Annotated in this window: 21 protein-coding genes; 8 read left to right on the forward strand and 13 right to left on the reverse strand. The window is 38.3% G+C overall.

What is annotated here, in order from left to right; translation table 11 throughout:
• Positions 1-52 precede the first annotated feature (52 nt).
• Together AC07WY_RS03340 and AC07WY_RS03345 are read left to right on the forward strand one after the other, a co-directional pair.
• Complete coding sequence (locus AC07WY_RS03340) at positions 53-1288, forward strand: pyridoxal phosphate-dependent aminotransferase (protein ID WP_004720962.1); 1236 nt, start codon at positions 53-55, stop codon at positions 1286-1288.
• Between the two features lie 308 nt (positions 1289-1596).
• Positions 1597-2655 (forward strand): type II asparaginase, encoded by a 1059-nt coding sequence (locus tag AC07WY_RS03345; protein ID WP_004720964.1) that lies wholly within the window; start codon positions 1597-1599, stop codon positions 2653-2655.
• Positions 2656-2781: 126 nt separating this feature from the next.
• On the opposite strand, the gene AC07WY_RS03350 is transcribed toward AC07WY_RS03345, so the two are convergent.
• Positions 2782-4128 carry an esterase-like activity of phytase family protein gene (locus AC07WY_RS03350; RefSeq protein ID WP_494735704.1) on the reverse strand — a complete coding sequence of 449 codons (1347 nt, stop codon included), beginning with the start codon at positions 4126-4128 and terminating at the stop codon, positions 2782-2784.
• Between the two features lie 110 nt (positions 4129-4238).
• On the opposite strand from AC07WY_RS03350, the gene AC07WY_RS03355 reads away from it, so the two are divergent.
• Positions 4239-4778, forward strand: a complete 540-nt coding sequence (locus AC07WY_RS03355) for a hypothetical protein (protein WP_494735705.1) — start codon at positions 4239-4241, stop codon at positions 4776-4778.
• A 69-nt stretch (positions 4779-4847) separates the two neighbouring features.
• On the opposite strand, the gene tsaD is transcribed toward AC07WY_RS03355, so the two are convergent.
• Entirely contained in the window at positions 4848-5864 is a 1017-nt protein-coding gene (tsaD, locus tag AC07WY_RS03360; RefSeq protein WP_239045761.1) for a tRNA (adenosine(37)-N6)-threonylcarbamoyltransferase complex transferase subunit TsaD, read from the reverse strand.
• Positions 5865-6009: 145 nt separating this feature from the next.
• On the opposite strand from tsaD, the gene rpsU reads away from it, so the two are divergent.
• Positions 6010-6225 (forward strand): 30S ribosomal protein S21, encoded by a 216-nt coding sequence (rpsU, locus tag AC07WY_RS03365; protein WP_001136722.1) that lies wholly within the window; start codon positions 6010-6012, stop codon positions 6223-6225.
• Positions 6226-6263: 38 nt separating this feature from the next.
• Positions 6264-6710 (forward strand): GatB/YqeY domain-containing protein, encoded by a 447-nt coding sequence (locus tag AC07WY_RS03370; protein WP_004720970.1) that lies wholly within the window; start codon positions 6264-6266, stop codon positions 6708-6710.
• A 124-nt stretch (positions 6711-6834) separates the two neighbouring features.
• On the opposite strand, the gene AC07WY_RS03375 is transcribed toward AC07WY_RS03370, so the two are convergent.
• The 6 genes from AC07WY_RS03375 to AC07WY_RS03400 all read right to left on the reverse strand — a co-directional run bounded on the left by AC07WY_RS03375 (position 6835) and on the right by AC07WY_RS03400 (position 11586).
• Positions 6835-7395 (reverse strand): GNAT family N-acetyltransferase, encoded by a 561-nt coding sequence (locus AC07WY_RS03375; protein WP_494735706.1) that lies wholly within the window; start codon positions 7393-7395, stop codon positions 6835-6837.
• A 38-nt stretch (positions 7396-7433) separates the two neighbouring features.
• On the reverse strand, positions 7434-7793 hold the full coding sequence (locus AC07WY_RS03380; protein ID WP_494735707.1) for a hypothetical protein: 360 nt from the start codon (positions 7791-7793) through the stop codon (positions 7434-7436).
• A gap of 150 nt (positions 7794-7943) precedes the next feature.
• Positions 7944-9341 carry a M48 family metalloprotease gene (locus tag AC07WY_RS03385; RefSeq protein WP_224965516.1) on the reverse strand — a complete coding sequence of 466 codons (1398 nt, stop codon included), beginning with the start codon at positions 9339-9341 and terminating at the stop codon, positions 7944-7946.
• A gap of 172 nt (positions 9342-9513) precedes the next feature.
• On the reverse strand, positions 9514-10479 hold the full coding sequence (locus AC07WY_RS03390; RefSeq protein WP_494735708.1) for a 2-hydroxyacid dehydrogenase: 966 nt from the start codon (positions 10477-10479) through the stop codon (positions 9514-9516).
• Between the two features lie 34 nt (positions 10480-10513).
• Positions 10514-11221, reverse strand: a complete 708-nt coding sequence (locus AC07WY_RS03395) for a hypothetical protein (RefSeq protein WP_494735709.1) — start codon at positions 11219-11221, stop codon at positions 10514-10516.
• A 152-nt stretch (positions 11222-11373) separates the two neighbouring features.
• Positions 11374-11586, reverse strand: a complete 213-nt coding sequence (locus AC07WY_RS03400) for a hypothetical protein (protein ID WP_004720981.1) — start codon at positions 11584-11586, stop codon at positions 11374-11376.
• Between the two features lie 736 nt (positions 11587-12322).
• Here AC07WY_RS03400 and AC07WY_RS03405 point away from each other — a divergent pair.
• Positions 12323-13951 carry a long-chain-fatty-acid--CoA ligase gene (locus AC07WY_RS03405; protein WP_494735710.1) on the forward strand — a complete coding sequence of 543 codons (1629 nt, stop codon included), beginning with the start codon at positions 12323-12325 and terminating at the stop codon, positions 13949-13951.
• A 366-nt stretch (positions 13952-14317) separates the two neighbouring features.
• Here AC07WY_RS03405 and AC07WY_RS03410 read toward each other — a convergent pair whose 3' ends face one another.
• Together AC07WY_RS03410 and AC07WY_RS03415 are read right to left on the reverse strand one after the other, a co-directional pair.
• Entirely contained in the window at positions 14318-18859 is a 4542-nt protein-coding gene (locus AC07WY_RS03410) for a translocation/assembly module TamB domain-containing protein (RefSeq protein ID WP_494735711.1), read from the reverse strand.
• Positions 18860-18894: 35 nt separating this feature from the next.
• Entirely contained in the window at positions 18895-21639 is a 2745-nt protein-coding gene (locus tag AC07WY_RS03415; protein WP_494735712.1) for an autotransporter assembly complex protein TamA, read from the reverse strand.
• 175 nt (positions 21640-21814) lie between these two features.
• Here AC07WY_RS03415 and AC07WY_RS03420 point away from each other — a divergent pair, with 175 nt between their 5' ends.
• Complete coding sequence (locus AC07WY_RS03420) at positions 21815-23134, forward strand: MFS transporter (RefSeq protein WP_004720991.1); 1320 nt, start codon at positions 21815-21817, stop codon at positions 23132-23134.
• Position 23135: 1 nt separating this feature from the next.
• Positions 23136-23771 carry a 2-polyprenyl-3-methyl-6-methoxy-1,4-benzoquinone monooxygenase gene (gene coq7 / locus AC07WY_RS03425; RefSeq protein WP_004720993.1) on the forward strand — a complete coding sequence of 212 codons (636 nt, stop codon included), beginning with the start codon at positions 23136-23138 and terminating at the stop codon, positions 23769-23771.
• Between the two features lie 111 nt (positions 23772-23882).
• On the opposite strand, the gene AC07WY_RS03430 is transcribed toward coq7, so the two are convergent.
• Genes AC07WY_RS03430 through folB form a run of 3 tightly spaced genes read right to left on the reverse strand, consistent with a single transcriptional unit; the run spans position 23883 to position 25202 of the window.
• A complete protein-coding gene (locus AC07WY_RS03430) occupies positions 23883-24407 on the reverse strand; it encodes a COG3650 family protein (protein WP_494735713.1) in 525 nt (174 codons plus the stop codon).
• Between the two features lie 26 nt (positions 24408-24433).
• Entirely contained in the window at positions 24434-24865 is a 432-nt protein-coding gene (locus AC07WY_RS03435; protein WP_262085860.1) for a 2-amino-4-hydroxy-6-hydroxymethyldihydropteridine diphosphokinase, read from the reverse strand.
• A complete protein-coding gene (gene folB, locus AC07WY_RS03440) occupies positions 24822-25202 on the reverse strand; it encodes a dihydroneopterin aldolase (RefSeq protein WP_004720998.1) in 381 nt (126 codons plus the stop codon). The genes AC07WY_RS03435 and folB overlap by 44 nt, the downstream gene beginning before the upstream one ends.
• Positions 25203-25240 lie beyond the last annotated feature (38 nt).

The following is a 25240-nucleotide window of genomic DNA, read 5'->3' on the forward strand; positions in this document are numbered from 1 at the left end:
TTGTGATATTTCAGTAATCTATTTTTTTAACTCAAAATAATTGGATAAAATTATGTCCGTTTTAGGTAACACAACCCCACGTGAAATCAAGAAATCGTCAAAGCTAGAGCATGTTTGCTACGACATTCGTGGACCAGTGTTACGAGCGGCCAATGAGATGGAAGAAGCCGGTCATAAAATTATTAAGTTAAATATTGGTAACCCCGCCCCGTTCGGCTTTGAAGCCCCTCAAGAAATTATCAATGATGTGGCTTTAAATTTGCCTAATGCTGTCGGTTATACAGATTCAAAAGGGATCTTCCCTGCGCGTAAAGCCATCTGTCAGTATTATCAGCAAAAAGGTATCTTGGATTTACATGTCAAAGATGTGTATATCGGAAATGGTGTATCTGAACTGATCGTTATGGCGATGCAAGGTTTATTGGATGATGGCGATGAAATGCTGGTTCCAATGCCAGATTACCCATTATGGACGGCAGCCGTAAATCTATCAGGTGGTACAGCGATTCACTATAAATGTGATGACCAAAACTACTGGTATCCTGATATGGCGGATATGGAAAGTAAAATCACCCCAAATACCCGTGGTATTGTGGTGATTAACCCAAACAATCCAACGGGTTCAGTTTATCCACGCCATGTTTTAGAACAGATCGTCGCATTGGCAAAAAAACATGATCTGATTTTATTTGCAGATGAAATTTACGACAAAATTGTTTATGACGGTATCGAACATGTCTCTGTTGCAGCATTAGCAGGAAACCATTTATGTGTTTCTTTTAATGGTTTATCTAAAGCCTATCGTATTGCCGGCTACCGTTCTGGTTGGATGGCAATTACGGGTGATAAGTCTCGTGCAATGGATTACATTGAAGGCTTGGACATGCTTGCCTCTATGCGTTTATGTGCCAACCACCAAGCCCAATATGCGATTCAAACCGCTTTAGGTGGCTATCAATCAATTAATGATTTGATCCGCCCAGGTGGTCGTTTATATGAACAACGCAATATTGCTTGGGAAATGCTTAACGATATTCCTGGCGTGTCGTGCGTAAAACCAGAAGGTGCAATGTATTGTTTCCCTAGGCTGGATCCTGAAATCTATCCAATTGAAGATGATGAAAAATTCATGTTAGATTTCCTCAAAGCTGAAAAAGTTTTACTGGTTCAAGGAACAGGTTTTAACTGGCCTACACCTGATCATTTCCGTGTGGTATTCCTTCCTGCAGAAAATGAATTACGTGAAGCAATGAACCGCTTAAGTCGTTTCTTGGCAAAAATGCGTTAATCTTTATAAAGTAAAGATAAGCTCAAAAAGGCATTCAAAATTGAATGCCTTTTTTAATTGCTCAATTCATCTGTACAACTAAAAACTTAGTCATTGACGTTATATTGCACAACATCTTCATTGAATGCTGAAAAAACGCACTGGCAAGCACTTTATCCAGTTTTAATAGTATGTAACTATAAATTTGAGTGATTATTTGAAAAATTACATTTTTAAATAAGTATGGGCAACAGCTCAGTATTTATATAGATTTAAAAACTGGTACAAAAAATGCTTATGACCAGAACAATGATTGAAAAGGATAGTTTATGAAAAAGACGGTTACTGCACTTACACTTGCAATTGGCATGCTTTTACCCTTTACGAGTTATGCAAAAAATAATGTCGTTGTCGTCGCAACTGGCGGTACGATCGCGGGTGCTGGAGCAAGTTCTACAAATAGCGCAACATATACTGCTGCGAAAGTTCCTGTAGATGATTTGTTGAATGCAGTTCCTCAAATTCAAAATCTTGCTAATGTTACAGGCGTACAGGCTTTACAGGTTGCTTCAGAAAGCATCACTGACAAAGAGCTTTTAACCATTGCACGTAAAGTAAATGAATTGGTTAAAAAGCCTGATGTGAATGGCGTGGTAATTACCCATGGTACAGATACTTTAGAAGAAACTGCTTATTTTCTAAGTCTTACAGTTCATACAGATAAACCAATTGTCGTTGTTGGTTCTATGCGTCCACCTTCAGCACTTTCAGCTGACGGCCCTTTGAACCTGTATAGTGCTGTTGCGCTTGCTGCCGCAGACAGTGCCAAAGGCAAAGGCGTTTTTGTGTTAATGAATGATGATATTTTTGCAGCACGTGATGTGTCAAAGACCATCAATATTCATACCGATGCTTTTGTCAGCCAATGGGGTGCTTTAGGTACACTGGTTGAAGGTAAACCTTATTGGTTTAGAAATGTTGCAAAACGTTTTAACAATAGCTCTGAGTTTAATATTGAGAACATTCAAGGTGATGCGTTACCAATCGTTCAAATCGTTTATGGTTCAGGCAATATGCTTCCAGATGCCTATGTGGCCTATGCGAAAGCGGGTGCTAAAGCCATTATTCATGCGGGTACAGGTAATGGTTCCGTTGCGAATTATATTGTTCCGACATTGAACCAACTCCAGCAACAAGGTGTACAAATCATTCGTTCTTCACGTGTTCCACAAGGTTTTGTGTTACGTAATGCTGAACAGCCTGATGATAAATATGGTTGGGTGGTTGCTCACGATTTGAATCCGCAAAAAGCAAAACTTTTAGCTGCTTTGGCGCTGACCAAAACCAAAGATGCAAAAGAAATTCAACGGATGTTCTGGGAATACTAAATTTAATCTTTGAATCAAGCTTAATACTTGAATCAACTTTAAAACCAGCACAAAGTTAAGCGTGAACTATTGATTAAACCGTCAAATTAATTTGGCGGTTTAATTTTATCTTGATTAGATAATGATTTAATCCGCTGTTAAATCCAATTGATCAAGGATATAAAGTGTATTGCCATCAATGATATTTTTATCGTGATCCAAATACTTTTGTTCCAATACTCCATCCGTTTCAGAAAAAGCATAATCATCATCATTGAGCACTGCTAAATGCTGTTCATCAGTCACCCATAGACCTTCAATTTTATCGTGCGGATACTGTAAACGTGCAACCAAATCCACCACTAAAGTCTTTTCTACCGGGTAGATACCCTGTTGAGCCAGACCACTCCAGCCTGCTGTTAACACATATTGTTCTAAGGTTTGTTCCGCTATCAACAGACCGAATTGTTCATCTTGCCGAATCGTTGAAGTTGGCTTTAGCTTTTCCAAATCAGTGGCATGTTGCAGATTGATTTTATAAATCCTTTTAAATGCTTGAGGATTATCTTTATAGAAATCATCATCACGTTCTGCGACTAAAAATTGTGAGGCACTCAATGCGGTTATTGCCGTATTTGAATAAGCCTTCGGACCTCCTTCTTGTTGATACAAATACTGAGAAACGACTTTGCTTTCTAAATCAATCATCACAATACGCACAAGATCTGATTTGCTTACCGATGCATCAGGATTGCTCATGGTGGATTGCATGATGCCCACCAGTTTTTTTTGATCGGGTGTAATGGTTAAACCTTCCATCCCTCGATTTTGGCGTCGATTGGCATATTCTTGGGGCAATAAATACCCCGATGTTCTGCGCTCATCTAAAACATAGGCATTGATACGGTCGATTTCTAGCCCGTCTGCATTAAAATGCACAATATGAGGACCATATTCATCACTGACCCAAAAAGTACCATCTTTGAGTGCAACCAAACCTTCAGCATCCAATCCAAATTCATCTGTCCCTATGGCTAATTTCTTTCCATCTTGGTCATAGGCGATTTCTTTACTTGCACCAAAATGCTGATTAGGCAAACCAGTAATATTTCTGCCCGTTGGATCTTTTAATAAAATTTCTTTTATTTTCTGAATAGTTCCATCTTTTTTTAACTCAAATAATCCAATCTTAGGGGTATAGTCAGGCTCTAAAAAGATTTTGCCATGATCTTGATTAACGTTATACGTGGTATTCGGCCCACGATCTGTAAGTGCATAGAATTGATACTTTTCTGTAGGGTGTGCTGAAATTTCTGAACCAAACCCACCACAACGAACCTCGATAAAATGGCCAGGTTTTGCACCATCAGGAATATTGTGAATGTTTAAAACTTCATAAGGTAAACGCACGCCTTGGCTAAATTTTTTATAAAGCTGAGGATCTGTATCAATATTGTTTGGGTCGATATGCTGTTCAGAAGACAATAAGTCCATGTTCCAATCTCATTTTTTAATATTCTGATTATTTTCTATCATGAAATCAGATAAACCACAGTAAAAGAAATGCGATAAACTGTGTAGAAATACCTTCAAAGTCAATATAAATGAAAAGATTTTTTGCCCTATCACTGATTGTTTGTTCTGCATCGCTACAATTGGCATATGCTGGGACGACGTTTAAAAAAGTTTCTGAGTGTCAGAGTGATTATTTTAATGGCGATTATTGTTCTAAAGCCAACCTTGCTAAATATAAAAATGCGCTTAAAACAATGCAGCCCAATTTTGATAAAAAATATATTTTACTCAATACGGGAACTTCAGATTCTTTAGAAATGTTTGCTTTAGATACCCAAACAGGGATTGCTTATCCACTCAATTATCAGTTCACGGGTTGGGAAGATAATGAAGGCAATGTCAAAAAGAAGCCCACTTATACATTTGCATTGAATGACGCCAAATTATGCTTAATGGGTTCACAATTCGATGGTGATCACCCTGGCACACATGAAACCTATAGCAATATTAAAAATTGTTTTAGCATCAGTCATCAATATGGCCATACAAAATTTGAATCAAATTACGATGATCAGGTTCAATATAACTATGATAACAAAAGCAAAACATGGAAGCCTTATTCGCGTTAAATTTTAAATCCATAAAAAAAAGAGGCTTTCACCTCTTTGCTAAATTTAATGATCCGTTCAATATCGGACTTAAACTAATTCAGGTTTCGTCAATTCAGTCATTGGCCAACGTGGTGTTGTTGTCACCGATAAACCATCTTTTTGTCCAGCTTTTAAACGCTGATAACCTGCAAACGCAATCATTGCGCCATTATCTGTACATAAAGCAGGTTCTGCATAATAAACTGTTGCTTTAATTTTAGCTAAGTCTGCTTCTAAGCGCTCTCTTAAACGTTTATTGGCACTGACACCGCCCGCAATCACCAACCGTCTTAAACCCGACTGTTTTAAGGCTTTAATCGACTTTTTAACCAAAGTATCCACTAAAGCTTCTTGGAATGAAGCTGCAATGTCTGCATCACGTTGTTCTTCACCTAATTTTTTTAACTGCACTGAAACAGCAGTTTTTAGACCACTAAATGAAAAATCTAGCCCTTGATGCAACATTGGACGTGGAAATTCAAACGCGTTTTTGTCACCTTGTTCCGCCAATTTTGAAATATTTGGACCACCGGGATAAGGTAATTTCAACATTTTTGCGACTTTATCAAAAGCTTCACCAGCGGCATCGTCAATCGACTCACCTAGAATTTCATACTCACCAATTGCGTGTGCTGCCATCAATTGAGTGTGTCCACCTGACACTAATAATGCGACAAACGGAAATTCAGGTGGATTTTCGGATAATAATGGAGCAAGCATATGACCTTCCATATGATGCACGCCAATTGCGGGTTTATTCAGCGCAAAAGCCAAGGTGCGACCAAATAATGCCCCTGTCATCAGTGCGCCCATTAAACCAGGGCCGCGTGTATACGCCACTGCATCGATCTCTGATTTTCTTACACCGCTTTGCTCAAGCAACTGATTAATCAGAGGAATTAACTTCCGAACATGATCACGAGAGGCCAATTCAGGGACCACACCACCATACTCTGCATGCAATTTAATTTGACTATATAACACCTGTCCTCTTAAGCCGACTTCATTGTCATAGAGCGCTAATCCTGTTTCATCACATGAAGTTTCTAAGCCCAGAACGATCATTAAATTGCCTTTTACCCATTTCAAAATATTGCTAAAGCTATTATAGACTTGTGGTATGAGATGTAAATGAGTAAAATACTGACCTTCACTTGTGATCTAGGGTAATTCGACCCTGATCTTATCCATAACTTAATGAGGATTCTTCATGCCACAAGTTAAATTGAAAGAAGGCGAACCAGTAGACGTAGCTATCCGTCGTTTCAAACGTTCATGCGAAAAAGCTGGTGTTTTAGCTGATGTTCGTAAACGTGAATTCTACGAGAAACCTACTCAAGAACGTAAACGTAAAAAAGCTGCTGCTGTTAAACGCTACCAAAAGAAATTGGCGCGTGAATCAGTACGTACTACTCGCCTTTACTAAGATTAATTTGTGATTGATTGACTCACCTGGACAGATAAATGACTACTTTAAAAAACCAAATAACTGATGTTTTAAAAGCAACAATGCGTGCTAAAGAAATGGGTAAGTTAACGGTAATTCGTGGTCTACAGGCAGCAATCAAGCAAATCGAAGTCGATGAGCGCATAGAGCTTGACGATACTCAGGTTCTTGCGGTCATTGAAAAGCAAATCAAACAACGTAAAGAATCGGTCAAAGCCTTTGAAGGTGCAGGCCGTGAAGATTTAGCTAGTAAAGAACAAGCCGAAATTGAGGTGTTATCTCAGTTTCTACCTGAAGCTATGTCAGAGGACGAGCTTGATTCTCTCATTGCGCAAACTATTACTGCGCAAGGTGCAACTAGCATGAAAGATATGGGTAAGGTGATGAATTCTCTACGTCCGATCATAGCCGGACGTGCCGATCCAGCACAAGTTTCTGCAAAAATTAAAGCAAAACTTGGCTAAACCCAACGTTCTTAAATCTGAATTTCTGTTTGATTTGGTCTATTTAACAACTTAAATAAAAATTATTTTGCAATGAAATAGTTTCTTGTTAAATAGCCCAAAATCGTCAATCTACAATATCACTTCATTTATTTTCTATCTGATAATGGCAAATATCTCTAAAGCCACCATCGACTGGATTTTGTACAGATTGATATTGAATATCTTTAAGTAAAAACCCTGCTTTTTCACATAATTTTCGTGCCAATATATTTTCTACATCGACATAAGCATTTAAACCCAAAAAATTCCATTTCGAGAATAAACTACTTACAAATAGTGTTAGCGCTTGTGCCATATAACCTTTTTGTTTAAATTTTGAGTTTCCCCAAAACCCAATAGATGTAGTATTTTGCAACCAATCAATTTCATGGATATCAACAACCCCTAAAAAATCATCAGTTTCTTTTAAACGGATAATAAATACAAAGTTCTCTTTATTTAATAACGCCACCAAACGAGATTGGCAGAATGCCATTGAAGCTGGCAAATTAGGTTCTTCCAACGCCCACACTAAACTTGCTGGAAACCTTCTAAGCTCGGTTAAAGTATTTTTTATTGCACTATATAAATCTTCAGCATCAGATACTTGAATGATGTTGAGAACAATCTGATCATTCTCAATTTGAAATTGGTTAAAATCCATAAGTGATGTGGCTCAGATGTAAGATGTTAAAGATAAATCTATTTCAAATCACACTGAATATTATATTTTTTAAGCAGCTGCATTTCAGGTGACAACATCACTTTATCAATTACATTTTGCTTGGTCATAGATTGTGCAGATAGAGGGAGGTATTGGCGATTTTCATCTGTCGTTTTATACATATCATCGACATATTTTTTAACAATGCCACAGAATTGTGACTCTTGTTGCGGGTTAAACTGGCTCAATTTCGGATCTAGACTACGTAAAAAAAATTTCATATCGGCACTGTATTGCGCCGAAATACGCTCCACTTCTCGAACATAGCTTTCTGGTACTGCTGCAAATGTTGAGTGAGCATAGAAAAAAATGCTGCATGCGATTAAAATTTTCTTCATGTGAATCAAATACTTTATTATAACTTTAAGTGATTTTAGCTTAACCTGTTCAAGCAAGAATAGAAAGTAAATTTTCTTTAATGGCACATTTAAAATCACCCATTTTTTTTAGTTTTTTAACTCAAGTTTTAAGTTCTTTAAATCAAGCTTTTAAATTTTTAACTTTCGTTCATCTTGCATCACTTTTAAGCGTGTATCGATACGAGCACTCATCGCATTATTTTCTTTAGCCAAACGCTTGGCATGTAAAAGTGATTTAATTGCATTTTCTTCATCACCAGACCAATATTGAACTTCTGCCCGATTTCTCAGCACATTGACTGTACGCATTGGATTCTTTTTATCTAAATTTGCCGCTTGTTGTAACAGTTGCCAGCCAATAATATCTTTATTATTTTTATTTACAAAACGATTAACCAATTGCTCGGCTTCTTTGGGCTTCTGCTGTCGAATATAAACTTCGGCTAATTTATAACTTAATGCGCGATTTTCTGGAGTTATGATTTGCTTACTAATGATGGTTTGATAGGCATCATCTAATTTATTTCGCCCTAAATAAATATCAGTTTGAATCAAAGTGACCAAAGTATGCTCAGCGTTGACCTTCTTGGCTAAATTCAGCTGTGTTTGCGCATTGTCATAATCACCTTGCAGCAAATAAAACTCACTTAAAGCCAATAAACCCGCTAAATTATTCGATTGTGCTAAAGCCAGCAATTGACGGTCAGTGGCTTGCCCCGAAATCACTGCGGTATACCATTTAATAATATCAAAATCAGATTGCTGGGCACGAAAAGGAACTTTTGGAAATTGATTTGCCCTTAATCTTGCTTCACTCATACGCTCTGTTGTTAAGGGATGGGTTAACCAAAAATCAGGTAAAAAACTTAAACGACTGGTAGAACGATGCATGGTTTCAAAGAAATCAGCCATACTTTCTGGGTCATATCCAGCCCCGTACATAAACTGCATCCCGATCCGATCAGCTTCACGTTCTTGATTTCGGCTATAACTGAGCTGCTTGTCCATCAATGCAGCTTGTGTACCCATCATCACCGCACCACCAATATCACCATCCGCTTTGGACGCCAATGCAGCACCGACGATAATTCCTGCAAGCGCCAATAAACCTTGACCTTTAAATGCTTCCTGCGAACGACTGTAATGACGTTGTGTGACATGGGCAATTTCATGTCCCATTACACTGGCAACTTCATCCATATTACTTGAAGCTGTAATCATCCCACTATTTAAGGCAAACATGCCCCCAGGTACTGCAAATGCATTGATCTGAGCATCTTTGATCACCACCAAGCCTACTGGCTGTGAAAGCTGAGTCTGACTGAGAATTTTTGAAAAAACCAGCATAAACTGGTCTTCAAGCCAAGGATCTTGCAGAACTGGCATTTGTTGTTGAACTTGACGATAAACTTTTTCACCAATGGTTTTTTCTTTTTGTTGATCAATAAACCCCACCCCACTGCCAATCTCAGGTACTTCAAATTGAGTACTATTTTGAGTTTGCAGAAAATCATCAGCTGAGCTAATTGAAGTGCTTAAGCAGAGACAAAGGCTGAGGAAGGTCTTGTTCAATTGATCGTCCCAATTATTTTAATATTCTAAATATAACATTGAATTTAGTACAAATTCGCAATGAAGTGTTAGGGGGCTGTAAACATTTCATATGTAATTTGCATTGTCAGCAAACATTCAACATCAACTAGAAGTTTTCATTGACTAAATATCTTGGTGTGCGTTGTTCCAAAGCATCGACTAAATTTTGAAAAGCCAGTTCCGCCATTTTCTTGCGCGTCTCTACGGTTGCTGAACCGATATGCGGTAAAGTCACGACATTATCCAACTCGAACAATGGCGATTGTTGCAACGGTTCTTTTTGGTATACATCTAGACCCGCAGCAAAAATTTGGCGGTTCTGTAAAGCCTCTGTTAATGCCTCTTCATCCACCACCGAACCACGTGCAATATTGACAAAAACAGCATGCTTTTGCATCAAAGCAAATTCTTGAGCACCGATTAAGGCTTTAGATTGGCTATTTAAATCTACCGCAACCACAACAAAATCAGCTTGTTTTAACAGTGCTTCAAGACTTTTATATTGCGCATTAAACTGTTGTGCAACTTCGATTTTTTCACGGCGATTATGATACACAATATTCATATTAAAGCCATAAAATCCACGTCGTGCAATTGCTGCACCAATATGACCTAGACCAATTATTCCTAAAGTTTTACCAAAAATTTCTTGACCAAATTGTGCCGCATTGACTGTACGTTGCCACTCACCTTGTTTGGTCCAGTGATCTAGACTCGGTACTTTACGTGCAGCACTCATCAACAAAGTAAACGCTAAATCCGCGGTCGTTTCGGTTAATACGTGTGGTGTATTCGACAACCAGATTTTCTTTTGATTTAAATAATCAACATCGTAATTATCATAGCCCACACTGACAGAGGAGATAATTTTTAATTTTTCTGCAGTGGCTATATTGCTTTCATTAAGCAAACGACCCGCACCAATCATTGCATCTGCATCAACAACTGCTTGACGAATTTGTGCATTGATATCGCCTTGCTTAGGATTCAATACAACCAACTGATATTTTTCTGCTAATTTTGCTTGAACTTCTGAGTCGATTTGACTAAATACAACCACTTTTTTATTCATATCCCAGAAAACCTCTCAGTACAGATCTTGAAAACTAATTCAATTTATTTTGCATAAATTGCCATAGACGGCGCTTTAATAAAGGTTGCTCAATCATCTCTTGTAAACTTGCCAATTCAAACATTTCAGTATTGTTTAAATATGGCAATTGACCAAGACTGATGACTTTACGCTCTTGCCTTAAAGCATCAACAAACCCTTGGATATACATCGCTGCCCCTCTTCCATCTTGAAGCTGCAACATTGGAAAAGGCCATTTTAAATCATAAAATTGCCCTACAAGCGCCTGCTGTATATTACCCCATAGTCCTAATTGGTCAGCGCTGATTTGAGTACAATCGACAAAGATGACACAGCTTTCAATGCAATAGGCTTGGATTTCAAATGGCGCAATTGGTAATGCAGGCTCGACAATAAAGTTTGTCTGTTGCTGAATTTGTTCAGGCGCTGAAATTTCTTCAGTTTGCTGTGTTTCTGGATTTCGTTTTAATAAAGAAACTTCAGGCTGATGTGCTTTTTCAATCTGTGACGGCTGTACATTTTGATTTTCTAATTTTGCATCAGATTGAGTTGAATGCGTGTTCAACTCAGGCACAACAGCAATATCCCGTTCAACTTGAGCAATATCACGGTATAGCGCATTTTCATAATGACGTGTATGAACATCAACCTTGGGGATCCAAAGCTCTATTCCCATCGTAGCCAAAATGCTACGCTGATGTTCTGATACGTTCATATTCATTATGGATTCAATACACACTATTCAAGCTATATTTTAGCTGTGTTTTGACTTTTTTGTCGCACTAATCAAAGTAAAAAAACACGATAAATTAAATTTAAGCGCAAGAATATGTTACATGCTGATTTTAGCGACAATCGTTGAGCACCAATTCACTATAAGGATGTGATTAAAATTCCGTACTTTGCCGTAAGATACATCCCCTGACGAATGATATCTGTACCATTGGCATGATGAACTTTGAGTTCTTGAGTCAACACATCAAATTGAAAAGCATCATAACAATCTTGATGTTGGCATAGCCAATTTAAAGTATCAGCAAGATGTTCATCGACAATATAATTTTCAGCTAAAAAATCTTTAGACATTATGATTCAAAGACAATAAAACAAGAATAGCATTATTCTAACGTAAATTTAACCATACTGAAAAAACCAAGACAGCCTTAAGCAATAAAATAAAACAGCCATATGCAATCAAACGAGGACATCTATCAGCATAAGATTGAATGAATCAGCTTGCAAAACTAGATTTTTATTATTTTCATTTAGAGATATAACACTTTCTAAATATCACCATATTTTATCAAATGATCATAATATAGTGATATTTTGAGATCGCTTCTAGAAAATTAATGATGAGCACCACACTTACGGCACTCTTTAACCACAATATTATGTCCAATTTCATATTCAAAACTGTGGATACACAATAATTTTCTGATTTTTTGAAACATTGTAAAACTCCTTTTAATATTTCACATCAATATAGTTTCATCCTAAAAACATCAATGCCTTAACAGGACATATAATATGTTTAGCACATATAGATATATCTGAGTAATACTTTCCCCTAGTTCTTTAGTCTGATACCCCGCATTTCTTGATCAAATTTTCAAATCGTGATAATCCAACTAAGCTATTGTTTTTTATTGGTTAAAATAATAAAAATGTTGCAAAAATATATTGTTTTTAAGCTTGATTTAATCTGACTTTTATATAGGATGAAATGATAGCTTTTTCTATTTAACAATTTTTTTCACTTAGAAAGCTTCTGAGAAAAATACAATTTAAGCCTATCAACAAGATTATAGAGGAATTTTATATGCAAGGACGTATGATGCAGCAACCATTGTTAATCAGTAGCCTCATTGAGCATGCTACGCGTTATCATGGTGATACTGCGATTATTTCAAAAAATACCGATGGCACGATTACAAAGACAGATTGGACACATGTAAGTGAAAACGCGAAACGCTTTGCCAATGCACTTGCTGGACTGGGTTTAGGCTTAGGTGACCGAGTTGCAACGATTGCATGGAATAATCATCGTCATCTTGAATCTTGGTATGCAATTTCCGGAAGTGGCTTGGTCTGTCACACTATCAACCCTAGACTTTTTCCTGAACAATTGATCTTTATTATCAATGATGCTCAAGACAAAGTGGTGTTATTTGATAAAACCTTTTTACCGCTAATCAAAGCAGTGAAAGCCCTTACCCCTAATGTAGAACATTTCGTCTATCTGGGTGCTTTTGACCAAGATATTGCTGATGCCCTCCCAGATGTTAAATTCTATGATGTGCTGATTGCAGAACATTCTGTACAGTACGAGTGGCCAAATTTTGAGGAAAATACCGCAAGTTCGCTTTGCTATACCTCAGGAACAACGGGCAATCCAAAAGGTGCTTTGTATAGTCATCGCTCAACCATTTTACACACCTATGCGATCGCACTACCCGACTCACTAAATTTATCTGCAAAAGATATTATGTTACCTGTGGTTCCCATGTTCCATGTCAATGCTTGGGGTACACCTTATGCCGCAGCAATGGTCGGTTGTACATTGATACTCCCGGGGCCGGGTCTAGATGGTGCCAGCTTAGTACAAATGATTGATGAATATAAAGTCAGTATTGCGCTCGGTGTACCAACGATTTGGCAAGGCTTACTTGCCGCAGCAAAACAATCTGGTAGCGCTCTTGAAAGCCTTAAACGCAATGTCGTTGGCGGTTCAGCTTGCCCACCTGCGATGATGAAAGCATTTAGAGACATCTATCATTGCGAAACTATTCATGCATGGGGCATGACTGAAATGAGCCCATTGGGCACAGGCAACCAACTCAAAGCCAAACACCTAAATTTAAGTGAAGAAGAACAATTTAAAGTTCGCTTGTCTCAAGGTCGCCCACCTTTCGGCGTAGATTTACGTATTACCGATGAAGAAAATGGTACACATGAAGTTGCTCGTGATGGACATAGTACGGGGAATCTACAAGTAAAAGGCCATTGGATTATTGAATCTTATTATGGAAAATCTGAAAAAGCATTAAGTGCCGATGGTTGGTTTGATACCGGTGATATCGCCACGATTAATGAGGACGGCTATCTACTGTTAAGCGATCGTGCCAAAGATTTAATTAAATCAGGTGGTGAGTGGATTTCTTCTGTTGAGCTTGAAAACATTGCCATGAATCATCCTGAAATTGCGATGGCTGCTGTGATTGCAGCAAACCACCCGAAATGGGATGAACGCCCAGTGGTGATTGCGATTAAACAGCAAGGTAGTCACATTACTGAACAAGATCTATTGGATTACTATGCTGATAAGATTGCGAAATGGCAAATCCCGGACAAAGTTATTTTTGTTGAATCCATTCCTTTAACAGGTACCGGTAAGATGTTAAAGCGTGATTTACGTGAACAATATGGTGATGTGTTATTCACTGAATAACACCATTGAAGCGTTTTAGCGTGTAACACCATCTTCAAATCGGTTTTAAAAGCCCAATATTTTATTGGGCTTTTCTACTTCTAAAAAATTAAATATTCAACCCATGATCAGTCTTAAACAACCAGTATAAATCAGCAAGACAAGTGCAACATAAAGATCTTTAATATACTCGCCTATTGGCTTTTAATAGCTATGTACAAGATCGTTGCGCTGCTCACATTCCAAGCATTTTACCATGCGCTTTGTTTAGCTCAATGATTCATCTCATTTGATATAAGCATAAAAAACTCGGATCGTAATCCGAGTTTTTCAATATTGATCAACTACATTTCAATGCCGATTGCATCTAAAATGTTTTATCCATGGCTAGAATCTCCAATGATAGAACACGTCAATAGCTTTTTCTAAAGACTGGCTGGCTTCCAGATATAAACGTTTATTCATTTGATAACGTAAAGTCAGTTTATTCACCGGTGTAAATACCCCCACACCATAGCGAATATACAGGTCTGGGGTAATATAACCCGTCAAACTAACCTGCGTATCATCGCCTGTACCTTGTGCATCAAATGACAAACCACTTAAACCAAATGTACGTCCAATTTGGTTGGTAAATGCACGTGTTCCACCTAGCCCCAAACTGATCCCTGCTGCTGCAATCGTATTGTTTACATCCGATTTAAATCCTTCAGCATTACTTAAACCACTGGACCCTTCATTAATACGTCCTGTAATTAAAGCATTCATCGCTTCCTGATCAGACAAACCAGCATCATTATAAACTTGAATGTTTGGACTAGAAGCTGTGCCTGTAATACGTAGGCCTACGGTACTTCCAGAAATACTCTTATTGGTATCGACATCCAATGTAGGATTAGACAATGGGCCATTAAAACGAGCAATGGCACGATTTAAGTCTAAGCGCTGACCATAAGCCTCAACGGTTACTTTTTGACTGACACCAATCGCACCATTGGCACGCATTGCAGTTTCCAAACCACGTTGAGAAAGGTAAAGACGACCCACCAATGGAATACGACTGTTAAAGCCTTGGAAAATAACCTTATCACCCAAGTTTACTGAAACATCTGCACGTATAGACCACGGCTGTGCTGCTTTAAGCACGGCCAGCTGATTTTGACCTTCTTTTACTACACGGACATCAGGTGACACATTGACTACTGTTGCACTGGATTCAGGCATTGAAATTAATGCACTAGGTACATCAACTTTACCTTTCACGGTCAGTTTCTTACTTAAAGGTAAAGCATCCAATTCAATATCGGTATCGACAACTGCTGTGATCAACGGTGCTTGACGAATCAGCAATTTATCGCCATTGAGACGTAATTGTATATGTGGATCATTTTTCCAATCGATACTGCCATTAATTTTACCGACACCACGACCACTGTTAAATGCACCATTAATTGTTGCAACGTCTTGACGAATTGAAGTGTAAATCTGAACATTATTCAAACTCACAGGCAGTGAAATCATACTAATTTCACCATTTTTCAAGCGCATTTCACCATCAAACAATGGTTGTGTCAGCGTACCGTTAATTTTTCCTGCAAGTGATAAAGTCCCATCGAGTTTACGTACATCAGCAATAAATGGTTTTAAAATTTTCAGCTGAACTTCATTAAATGCCACCTCACCACGCATCGGCTTAGACTCAACATATGGATTGACAATGACACTGGCATAGCCTGTTCCAACATTCGGCGCCTTTAAATCAACACGTAACAACAAACCATCTTTTATGCTTTTTGCAATTACACTGGCTTCGTCATAGTTCATTGAAGTTGAAGGATCATTCGGATCTTCTGCCGCAATACCAATTTGCCCATTACGAGTAACCAGCTTAGCATCTAATTTAGGCTGTGCACCTTTCGCCCATGATGCTTTTGCATAACCATTTAATTTCCCCGTCAGTGCCAAACCTTCTGGCATAAACGCAGCAAAATCATTCAGATCTAAATTTTTAGTAACAAAGGAAACATTACCATTTTGCTGACTTGCGCGGATCGGTTGATCAAAACACAATTGGCTTTGCTGACTTGACCAACAATGCTGCCCAACATATAACTCCGATTTTGACGCGTTAAAAATAACCGGTGCATTTTGTTGTTGTAATAAGTGTGCTCTTACTGAGTCAAACTCACCTTTTTGAATCTGACCCAACCAATCATTCTGCGCATTAAATCCACCTGCAAGCTGCACATAGAACTTAGAATAATAGTTCCATGCCTGAAGCTGTAATAAATGTGCTTTACGTGTTCCAGAAAGTGTAATCCCTGCATGCTGAATTTCACGGTTTCCACTGCGCAAAGTATCCATTTGCGCCACCATTTTCGACGCTACAGTTTCAGAGGTTGGTAATTCACCTTTTAAGCTTAATTTTTTAATGCTTAGGCTATCATTAAAACTAAAATTATCGACTGTGAGGTTTGCAGTTGCACTCAGACGTGGCTGTGCTTGTAGATTCAAATAACCATATGCTGTGCCACGCAATCCCGGATAAAGCTCATATAATGCAGGTGCATTGACTTTTAATCGTAGATTCTGTGCATTTCCTGTCGCCTGAACTTGGTTATTGGCATAAGACAAAAATAAGTTGTTGGCTTCAAATTGCTGTGGCATCAAGCCTTTTAAATCAGAATTTAAAACAACTGCAAGGTTACCGCGTCCTCTTAAGGGTTTGTTATTGATCATGCCTGCAATATTCAATTGTTGAATATTAATTCTCTTCAGACGATCTGACCAATTCCCCTGAGTCTTCACATTCCCAGAAACTTCACCACGGACAGAAGAAACAAAATATTGTGGTTTAAAACGCACCAAAGATGCGTTGATATCCCAACCGATGCCATTGCTGATATGCACCAAGCCATTGGCTAAGATTTTTCCTGCAACACCATCATGCTGTAGCTCCGATATTTTTATTAGCTCTGGTGTACCCGCAACTCTGATCTTTAATAAGCCACTGCCTTGTTTTAGCTGTGACGCATTTAATGCCCCGTCATAATTCACAGCAAAGCCTTTAAACGCTCCACCAGCATTAGCATCATTGAAAATAACTGCGGCTGTACTTTTACCTGTCAATTGGATTGTTTCAGGGTTGGCTTGATTTGCAAGTCGCCCAGTTAAATTAATCGCATCAAAATTAATCAATTGTTGATTTGGTTTTGCAAAACCATTGGCTTTTATCTGCCCATTGATTAAATCTACTGGTGCTGTTGCGACAATACTTTGTGGATTAAAATCTTTTGCATTGAGCAAGGCATTCCATTTTAACTGGCGTTTTTCAGTAGGTAATTCAACGATTGCATTTCCAGATAAACTACCTTTCGTTGCCACATATTCAAATGCTGGTACGTGTAGATCATTGCCTTTTAGGTCTAACTGAGCTGTGTATTTGCCCTCAGGTAAACTGCCTTTTTCATGTTGACGTACAACGGTTGCCACATGAATATTTTGCTGATCGTCAACCAGTGCAACTTCAACCTGACCTTGTTCACTGCTTAACCAACCCACATAAGGCACTGCTCGGTCAATATTTTTCCAGTTAACACCCAATAACATCGGTTCAGGCTTTTTACCCTTTTGTTCAGCTTGATCTAATTTAACCTTCCAAGCTTCATATTTATCAAAATCAACATTGGCGGTTAAATGCATGCCTTGTTTTAATTCGCCCACTGAACCAATTTTGGCATCAAGGGAAACAGGTAAAAAGTCTTGAATCACTTGTGGGATAATTTTATCTTTTGGATTGATTCGATCTAAACGGCCTTGTACATCCCAATGCACATGATCTTGCCAGCTGACCAAACCTGCAAGATTTAAAGCACCACCCATCAATTGACCATTTAAATTATTAATATTCAACTGATTGGTTAAATCGGTATGTGCTAAAGCGGTATATTGACCTTGTGGGATATTTTTACCACTAATGTCTGTGTTGATGTCTAAGCTTAAGCCTTTTACATCGCCTTGAAATTTCGCCAAGCCATTTTTAGACAGTAATTCTTGTTCCTGCAACAACGGCCAATGATAATCTTTAAAAACCAAAGCACCATTCATTGGAACATCATGACGCATCGGATGGATCACCGCCCAGCCTGTTAAGAGATCAGGCGTTTTAGTCGCAACACCCGCTTTAATCGTGTCGAGTGAGCCACGCGCATGTACATAAATATCTTCAACATTTAGACTTTTTAAACTTGGGATCCGCAAAATTGCCTTAGCATTCAGCGGATAATCGCCTTGTTTAAAGTTCATATTACCTGTCGCATCTTTTACAGATAAATAGCCCATGTCCATTTTAGAGTTTTCAAACTTCAGCTCTGTACCCGACCACAATGCATTTTCTAAATGAATATCGTTAAAGTCAATTTTTGTAGATGCGGTTTGAAACTGCATATGATCTACATTTGCTTCATCTAAACGTAAAACAAAGGGTAACTTGATTTCGCTAAACTTAAAGGGTTCATCGCTTGGTGGTGTTTTACTGATAATTCTTAAATTGTTAACATCAGCATGACTCAGATGAATTTCTTTATCTAATATTGCGCGCCAACCCAAGGAAACATCCGCACGATCAATTTTGACATCAACCGCAGCGAGAGTGACCAAAACATTTTTAAGTATGATCCCTTGAAGCAAGTTACCGCCTTCATATTGGTAATCAATAATTTTCTGGCTGGAAGCAACCCGATCCAATAAAAACTTACTGCCTTTATCGGTACTAAACATCACAGCCAATGCAGCAATCAATAAAATAATGACCAAAAGCAATGACATCAGAATATTACGCAATATATTACGCTTCTTCGGTGTCTGCGCTTGCTTTAGTTGATCATTTTGCTGTTCATTTTGAACATCTTGATGTTCTTCATCAGCCATAATATTTCCAGTATTTCTCTTATATTTTTAGTTAATTAAAGTTGTGAACCAATAAAGAAGTGCAGTCGAATTGGGCGAGCAGGATCTGAAACACCTGATGCAACATCAATTCGAATCGGACCAATTGGTGACTTCCAACGGATTCCTAAGCCTAAGCTATATTGGGTATCGTTACTAAATGATTTATCGTAAGCATTACCAAAGTCACTGAATATTGCGCCACGCCACCCCTCTTTAAATTGGTAATTATATTCCAATGAACCGACAGCCAAACCTTGACCACCGACTTTATAGCCATATTCCGTTGGGGATAGACTCTTATAATCGAAGCCTCGCAAACTCTGATCCCCACCAGCGAAATATCTTAAATTATAAGGAACTTGTTCAAAATCTTTGGCAAAAATATAGCCGACATTCAAACCACCAACCACCTGATGATTATCATTTTGACCAAAAGAATATAAGCCTTTCCAATCTGCACTGGTAATCGCCATATCCGTATCTGAAAGTAAAGATTTACTGCCAAGCTGAATTTTATAACTTTGCTTATATCCGCGTGTTGGATTGATCCGATTATCACTGGTTGTTTTGGTTGCTTCATAACCCAACAACAATGATTGCTGTTCTTGATTTGAACCAGGAATTAAAAAAGCATCAGGAATATTGGCAATATCTACAGGACCATTTTGAGTAACACGGTCTAAACGATAACGCACACCAAGAATATGCTGCCACTCTTTTCTGGACCCTTTAATAATACGGTCTACCCCAGCTACCGCAGACTCAATAACCAAATCCATGTCATTACCAATACCATCACGGGTTTCTCTCTCATAACCCGCAACCAAACTGAAGTAATCATTTAATGGATGTTTATAAGGAATGTTATAGCGAGCATCAATGGCTTGACGAATTTGTGACAATTCCATATTGGCATCAAAAGAATGCCCTAAATGGTTGACGATCGCACGTCTATATTGGCTACGTAAACGTACCCCTGTATCAGTCCCATAACCAATACCAGTTTCTAAACTGTTTAAGCGATCCGCATTTAAAGTCACAATCACAGGAATCTTTTTATTCTCACGTGCCTGATCTTTTAATAGATCATCATCGGATTCTTTTTCTTTCTGTTGTGCTTGAAGCTGCTTTAAGTTCGGATTGACCTCTTCACCTTGCGTTCCAGCAAACTGATTTTCATTGACCACATTTTGGGTCACTTCTTTATCTGACAAATGCACTTTATCGGCATTGGTTTGCGCAGACAATGTTGTTTCAGTGATTTTTTGCTGATCTACCAAAGCTTGCAGATCCGCGGGAAGCTCAAGTGGTTTTACAATTGCATCCGGTTTAATCGCATCAACCAAGGTATAGTTAAAATAACGTGAGTTGGTTAAGTTATTTGCTAAACCATTGACACGCCATGCAGTGTAATCCGCACCATCTTCCCACGGCGCTAAGGTTTTTAAGATTTTTAAATCGATCGGAAGTGGCTTAGAAGGGTCACTCATTCTAAACTCAACATCTTGCAATTTATAACGATCGCCCGTTTCGTACTTTAAATCAATTTTGGCTTTGTTTTGCGGTTGTTCAACTTTGACATCATGTAAACGCCAATAACCATCAAAAAATCCATTATTCGATGCTGCATCTACTATTCGGCTTTTTGTAGATTCATAAGCACCATGATTGAGAATATCACCTTCTTCTAAATCAGGAAGTACGCCAATAACTTGGAACTGTGCCAGTTTAGAGCCAGCCCCTGTAAACTCAATATTTTGTTCAGCCACTTTGACTGGATCATGTGGGGTGACTTTAACCCCTAAATGGGTATCATCGATTTTAGTAAACTTAAATTCTGCATTGTAATAACCTACTGCTTGAGCAGCCTGTACCGCCAGTGTTCTTAACTGTGGCACCGAGCCATTAAAATCAGAATATGCTTCTTGGGTAAAGGTTCCTAATTTTGCTTTTAAGTTAGTTGCTAGGACCGTAGGTGCACCCGTCACGGAAACACCAATTTTTGGAATTGGTACACCGTTGTCTTGCGGCCCACGGATTTTATTGACTAAACTTTTAAAGAAACCAGGTTTAGCCTTTTCTTCATCGCTATTACTCTGTGTATTATCAACCAAGGTTTTACCCGATTGATTTTCCTCTACAGAAATTTTATTGTCCGCACGAATGGTTTGTATAAGCTGATCAACATTGACTGGCGCTTGCGTAATTTCATTTAATTCTTGTTGGGTCGCATTAGTCACTTCGACTTGAGGTGCTTTGGTCACCCCATTACGAAAATTCTGCGCATCTGTTTTTGCATCTTCTGCAACTTTATAAATTTCATTTGCTAAAGACTGATCCACAGCAACAGCAGGTAACTCTTCAAGATCTTCAAATTGGATCGGCTTAAAATCATCTTGCACCCCCATATTTTTTTCTTGTTGTTCAAGCATTTTAACACTATCGACTTGATCAGTTTGTTGAGCTTGTTGAATTTTCTGATCTAACTGGTCGATCTTTTCGTTGGGTACGCCTTGTTGAATGGCTGCAGATTCTAATTGTTCTTGAGTATTGCTGATTTTTTCAGAACTTGTACTGATGGTTTCAGAGCTTGATGGCACGTTCTGATTGCTTTGTATTTGATCGGCATAACTGACAGGGATCGCAAAAACACTTAAAAAAACACTTGAACATATCAGTTTATTGATATGATAACGGTCAAAGTGTAAATGTACACTATGTGAAAGCACAGATTTTTTAAAATTAATTTTTGCTGGCATACCAAGCTCGAATGACCTAAATTTATTTGTAGAAAGATCAATTATTAAAAATCTTTCAAATACCCAAACCAATTGGTTTTACACATGATTTAAGTTAAAAACATGATACATGATTTTGAGAGATAGTTACCATTTCAACACATTTCTTATATATAACTAAATGAAGTCGTCTACAATGGAAAAAAATGAGCATATTTTAGGGACACGACGTTTTTTACCGATGTTCCTTACCCAGTTTTTTGGCGCCCTGAATGATAATGTTTATAAACAATCATTATTACTCGTCATTACCTATGGTTGGATTCATCATCAGTCTGCCAATATCAGCACACTCAACAATCTCGCTGCGTTACTGTTTATTCTACCCTATTTCATCTTCTCTGCGACCGCAGGTCAAATTGCAGATAAATACGAACGCTCATTTTTAGTCCGAAGTATTAAAATTTTAGAAATCATCATCATGCTGATCGCCTCGGCAGGTTTTTTATTGGGCAATCTTTGGATTTTACTCTTCGCCTTATTTTTAATGGGTACGCACAGTACTTTTTTTGGGCCAATCAAATATGCGATTTTGCCTGAAATCTTAAAACCCAATGAACTAATGTCAGGTAATGCCCTGTTTCAGTCAGGCACATCGATTGCAATTCTAATTGGGATGATTTTAGGCGGTGCAGTCATTTCGCTATCACAAGGCAATATGATCTGGATTTGCTTAACCATCGTCTCTATTGCAGTGGTGGGTTATTTATCCAGTCGTTTTGTTCTTAAACAATCTACTTCAAATGAAGATTTAGAAATCGATTGGAATTTCTTCCGTACAAGTTTCCAAACCATTCGTTATGCTAAAAGTTTACCATTAATTTTTATCGTACTTTTAGGCAATTCTTGGTATTGGTTTTATGGTGCAACATACCTCACACAAATTCCCCAGCTAACACAGCAAAACCTGCATGCCAATGAAAATGTTGTTAGTTTATTGCTTACATTTTTTTCTGTCGGTATTGGCGTGGGCTCGTTACTGTGCCGTAAAATTGGCGGTGCAGAGGTGAATATCAAAATGGTACCGCTTGGTGCGATTGGTTTAACGCTATTCGCACTCTATTTAGCAGCTAGTTTGGCTTTTGTTCCAGAACGTACCGGTGATCTGATTGCGATTTCTGATATGTTTAATTCAGGGGCAATTTATTATCATGTCATGCTTGCAGTGACCTTATTGGGTATAAGTGGAGGTTTTTACATTGTTCCACTTTATGCCATGATGCAAGCCTATGCCCCAAAATCACACCGTGCGCGTGTGGTTGCGGCTAATAATATTTTTAATGCAATATTCATGGTTTCATCGGCAATTTTTTCTATTCTCATCTTAAGTATTTTGAAAATAGATATTAAAATCTTATTCTGTATCACAGCTGTGCTGAGTGCTATTTTTAGTACTTGGTTATTAATTCGTTTAAAACCATTAATAGCGACAACTCAGGTTTCTTTGGAGGACTAATATGCGTCAATATACTGGCATCGATAAATTGATCAATTCATTTGACCAAGCTTTAAGAAGTTTAGTACCTGGTGCAACTTCAGCACAAAGAAGCAATCCGTCCAATGCAGTCGAAACCAAACTGGCTGTCAGTGAAGCACGCCATGTTGCAGGCTTAATGCGCGTTAACCATAGTGGTGAAGTCTGTGCTCAAGCGCTTTATCATGGGCAGGCATTAACGGCCAAACTTCCAAATGTACGTCGTGAAATGGAATTTGCAGCAATTGAAGAACAAGACCACTTGGCTTGGTGTGAAGATCGTTTAAAAGAGCTCGACAGTCATACCAGTTTGCTGAATCCTGTATGGTATGGTCTTTCTTTTGGTATGGGTGCGCTTGCTGGCATTGCAGGCGATAAATACAGTTTAGGTTTTGTGGCTGAAACTGAACGCCAAGTCAGCTTACATTTACAACACCATATCAGTCAGCTTCCAGCTCAAGACGAACGCTCACGTAAAATATTGGTGCAGATGAATGAAGATGAGCTACATCATCGTGATACAGCATTAACTGCTGGTGGTGTAGAGCTGCCTATTCCAGTCAAGATCACCATGACTGCAATTTCTAAACTGATGACCAAGACCAGTTATTTTATCTAACAGTATGATTTAACTGATTTACAAGCCCACTTGCTGGGCTTGTTTTTTAGCATTTTACTAGGGTCTGTTTAACCCACATTTTGATATAGAGCTGTGGGTTAAAATAAAAAACTACTCAGCAACACCCAAAAGTAATTTAGCTGTATTCGGTGCCAATTTTGCAGTTGCGACAGGCAATAAAGATGGATTGAGCGGATATTGAGTTCCATCAAATTTCAACATCACTTGCCCATGCTTTCGGCTATAAACCAGCAATTGCTTCCAACCATTATGCATATATGTTGTGGCGTAGACAGGCGTATCCACCAAGGTTGTTTTACTTAAAAAGTCAAACTGTTGATTAGGTTTTCCTTGAAAGATCAGCATTGTACAACCACCTGACCCACACCAATCTTGCCCTTTTAAAAGCACGATGGCTTCATCTTGCCCATCTTGATTGAGATCATCAAATGCCACATCAAATAAAGCTTGATCTTGTGTATAAGCATTCACTTTTTGCTTAAGATTGTTATCTCGCTGTTGTAAGGTTTGCACTTCACTTACAGCTTGTGCTGGTGTAACGGATGATTCAGGTAAATGGCGACATGCACTGAATAAAAGCACACAACTGAATAATGCCAAGGGCTTAAAATACATTGTTTTTAACCTAGTTATTTTAAAGACTATAAAATGATAACTGGAAATTGATCTGCGGAATGTTTGAATAATGCATCTTCCCAAAGATCAGACATCGGCACTTTAACATCCAACGCCAATGGTAGTTTCTTTGGATTAAATTGCATTGCAGTTAAATGAAATCCCCATGCAATGAGATCAATATCCAACGAAATTTGATGTGATGGGCGTACACGACCTGAGTCTGCTTCCATCTTTTTTAATAAAGACAGCATTTCATCTACCGACAGCTGACTTTGAACCAAACATGCAGCATTCCAATAATCTGCACCAATTCCATCACGGCATGGAATCAAATAGATTGGAGAAAATGACACCATTCCCAAATGGGCAATCTGAGCAAATGCTTTTTGAAAATTTTGTTGTGGATCGCGATTACTCGCTAGAGCTAGGGCGAATATCATTTCGGTGTCGTTCAAGACGAATTCCTACAGAATTTGCTTGCGGGATAATGGCAGGCTTACGGATCGTAATCATAATCGATTCAATAGGCGGAAAGGTAGAGAAAAGCGTATTCAACACCAATTTGGCCGCATGTTCGATCAATTTTGGCGCAGCATCCTGAATCACTTTGGCAGAAATTTCACAAATTTCAGCATAGTTCAACGTATCGACCAATTCATCTGAGTTAGACGCTTGTTCTAAACTGGTTTGAATATGGAGATCCAACATTAAAGGTTGAATAATTTGCCGTTCCCAATTGAAGCAGCCAATCACCGTCTCAACTTTCAGCCCTTCAATGATAATTGCATCCATGACGTTTATAAATTCTCAATGTAAATAAAAAATGCTCT

Source organism: Acinetobacter sp. GW821-FHT01C12 (assembly GCF_059422625.1).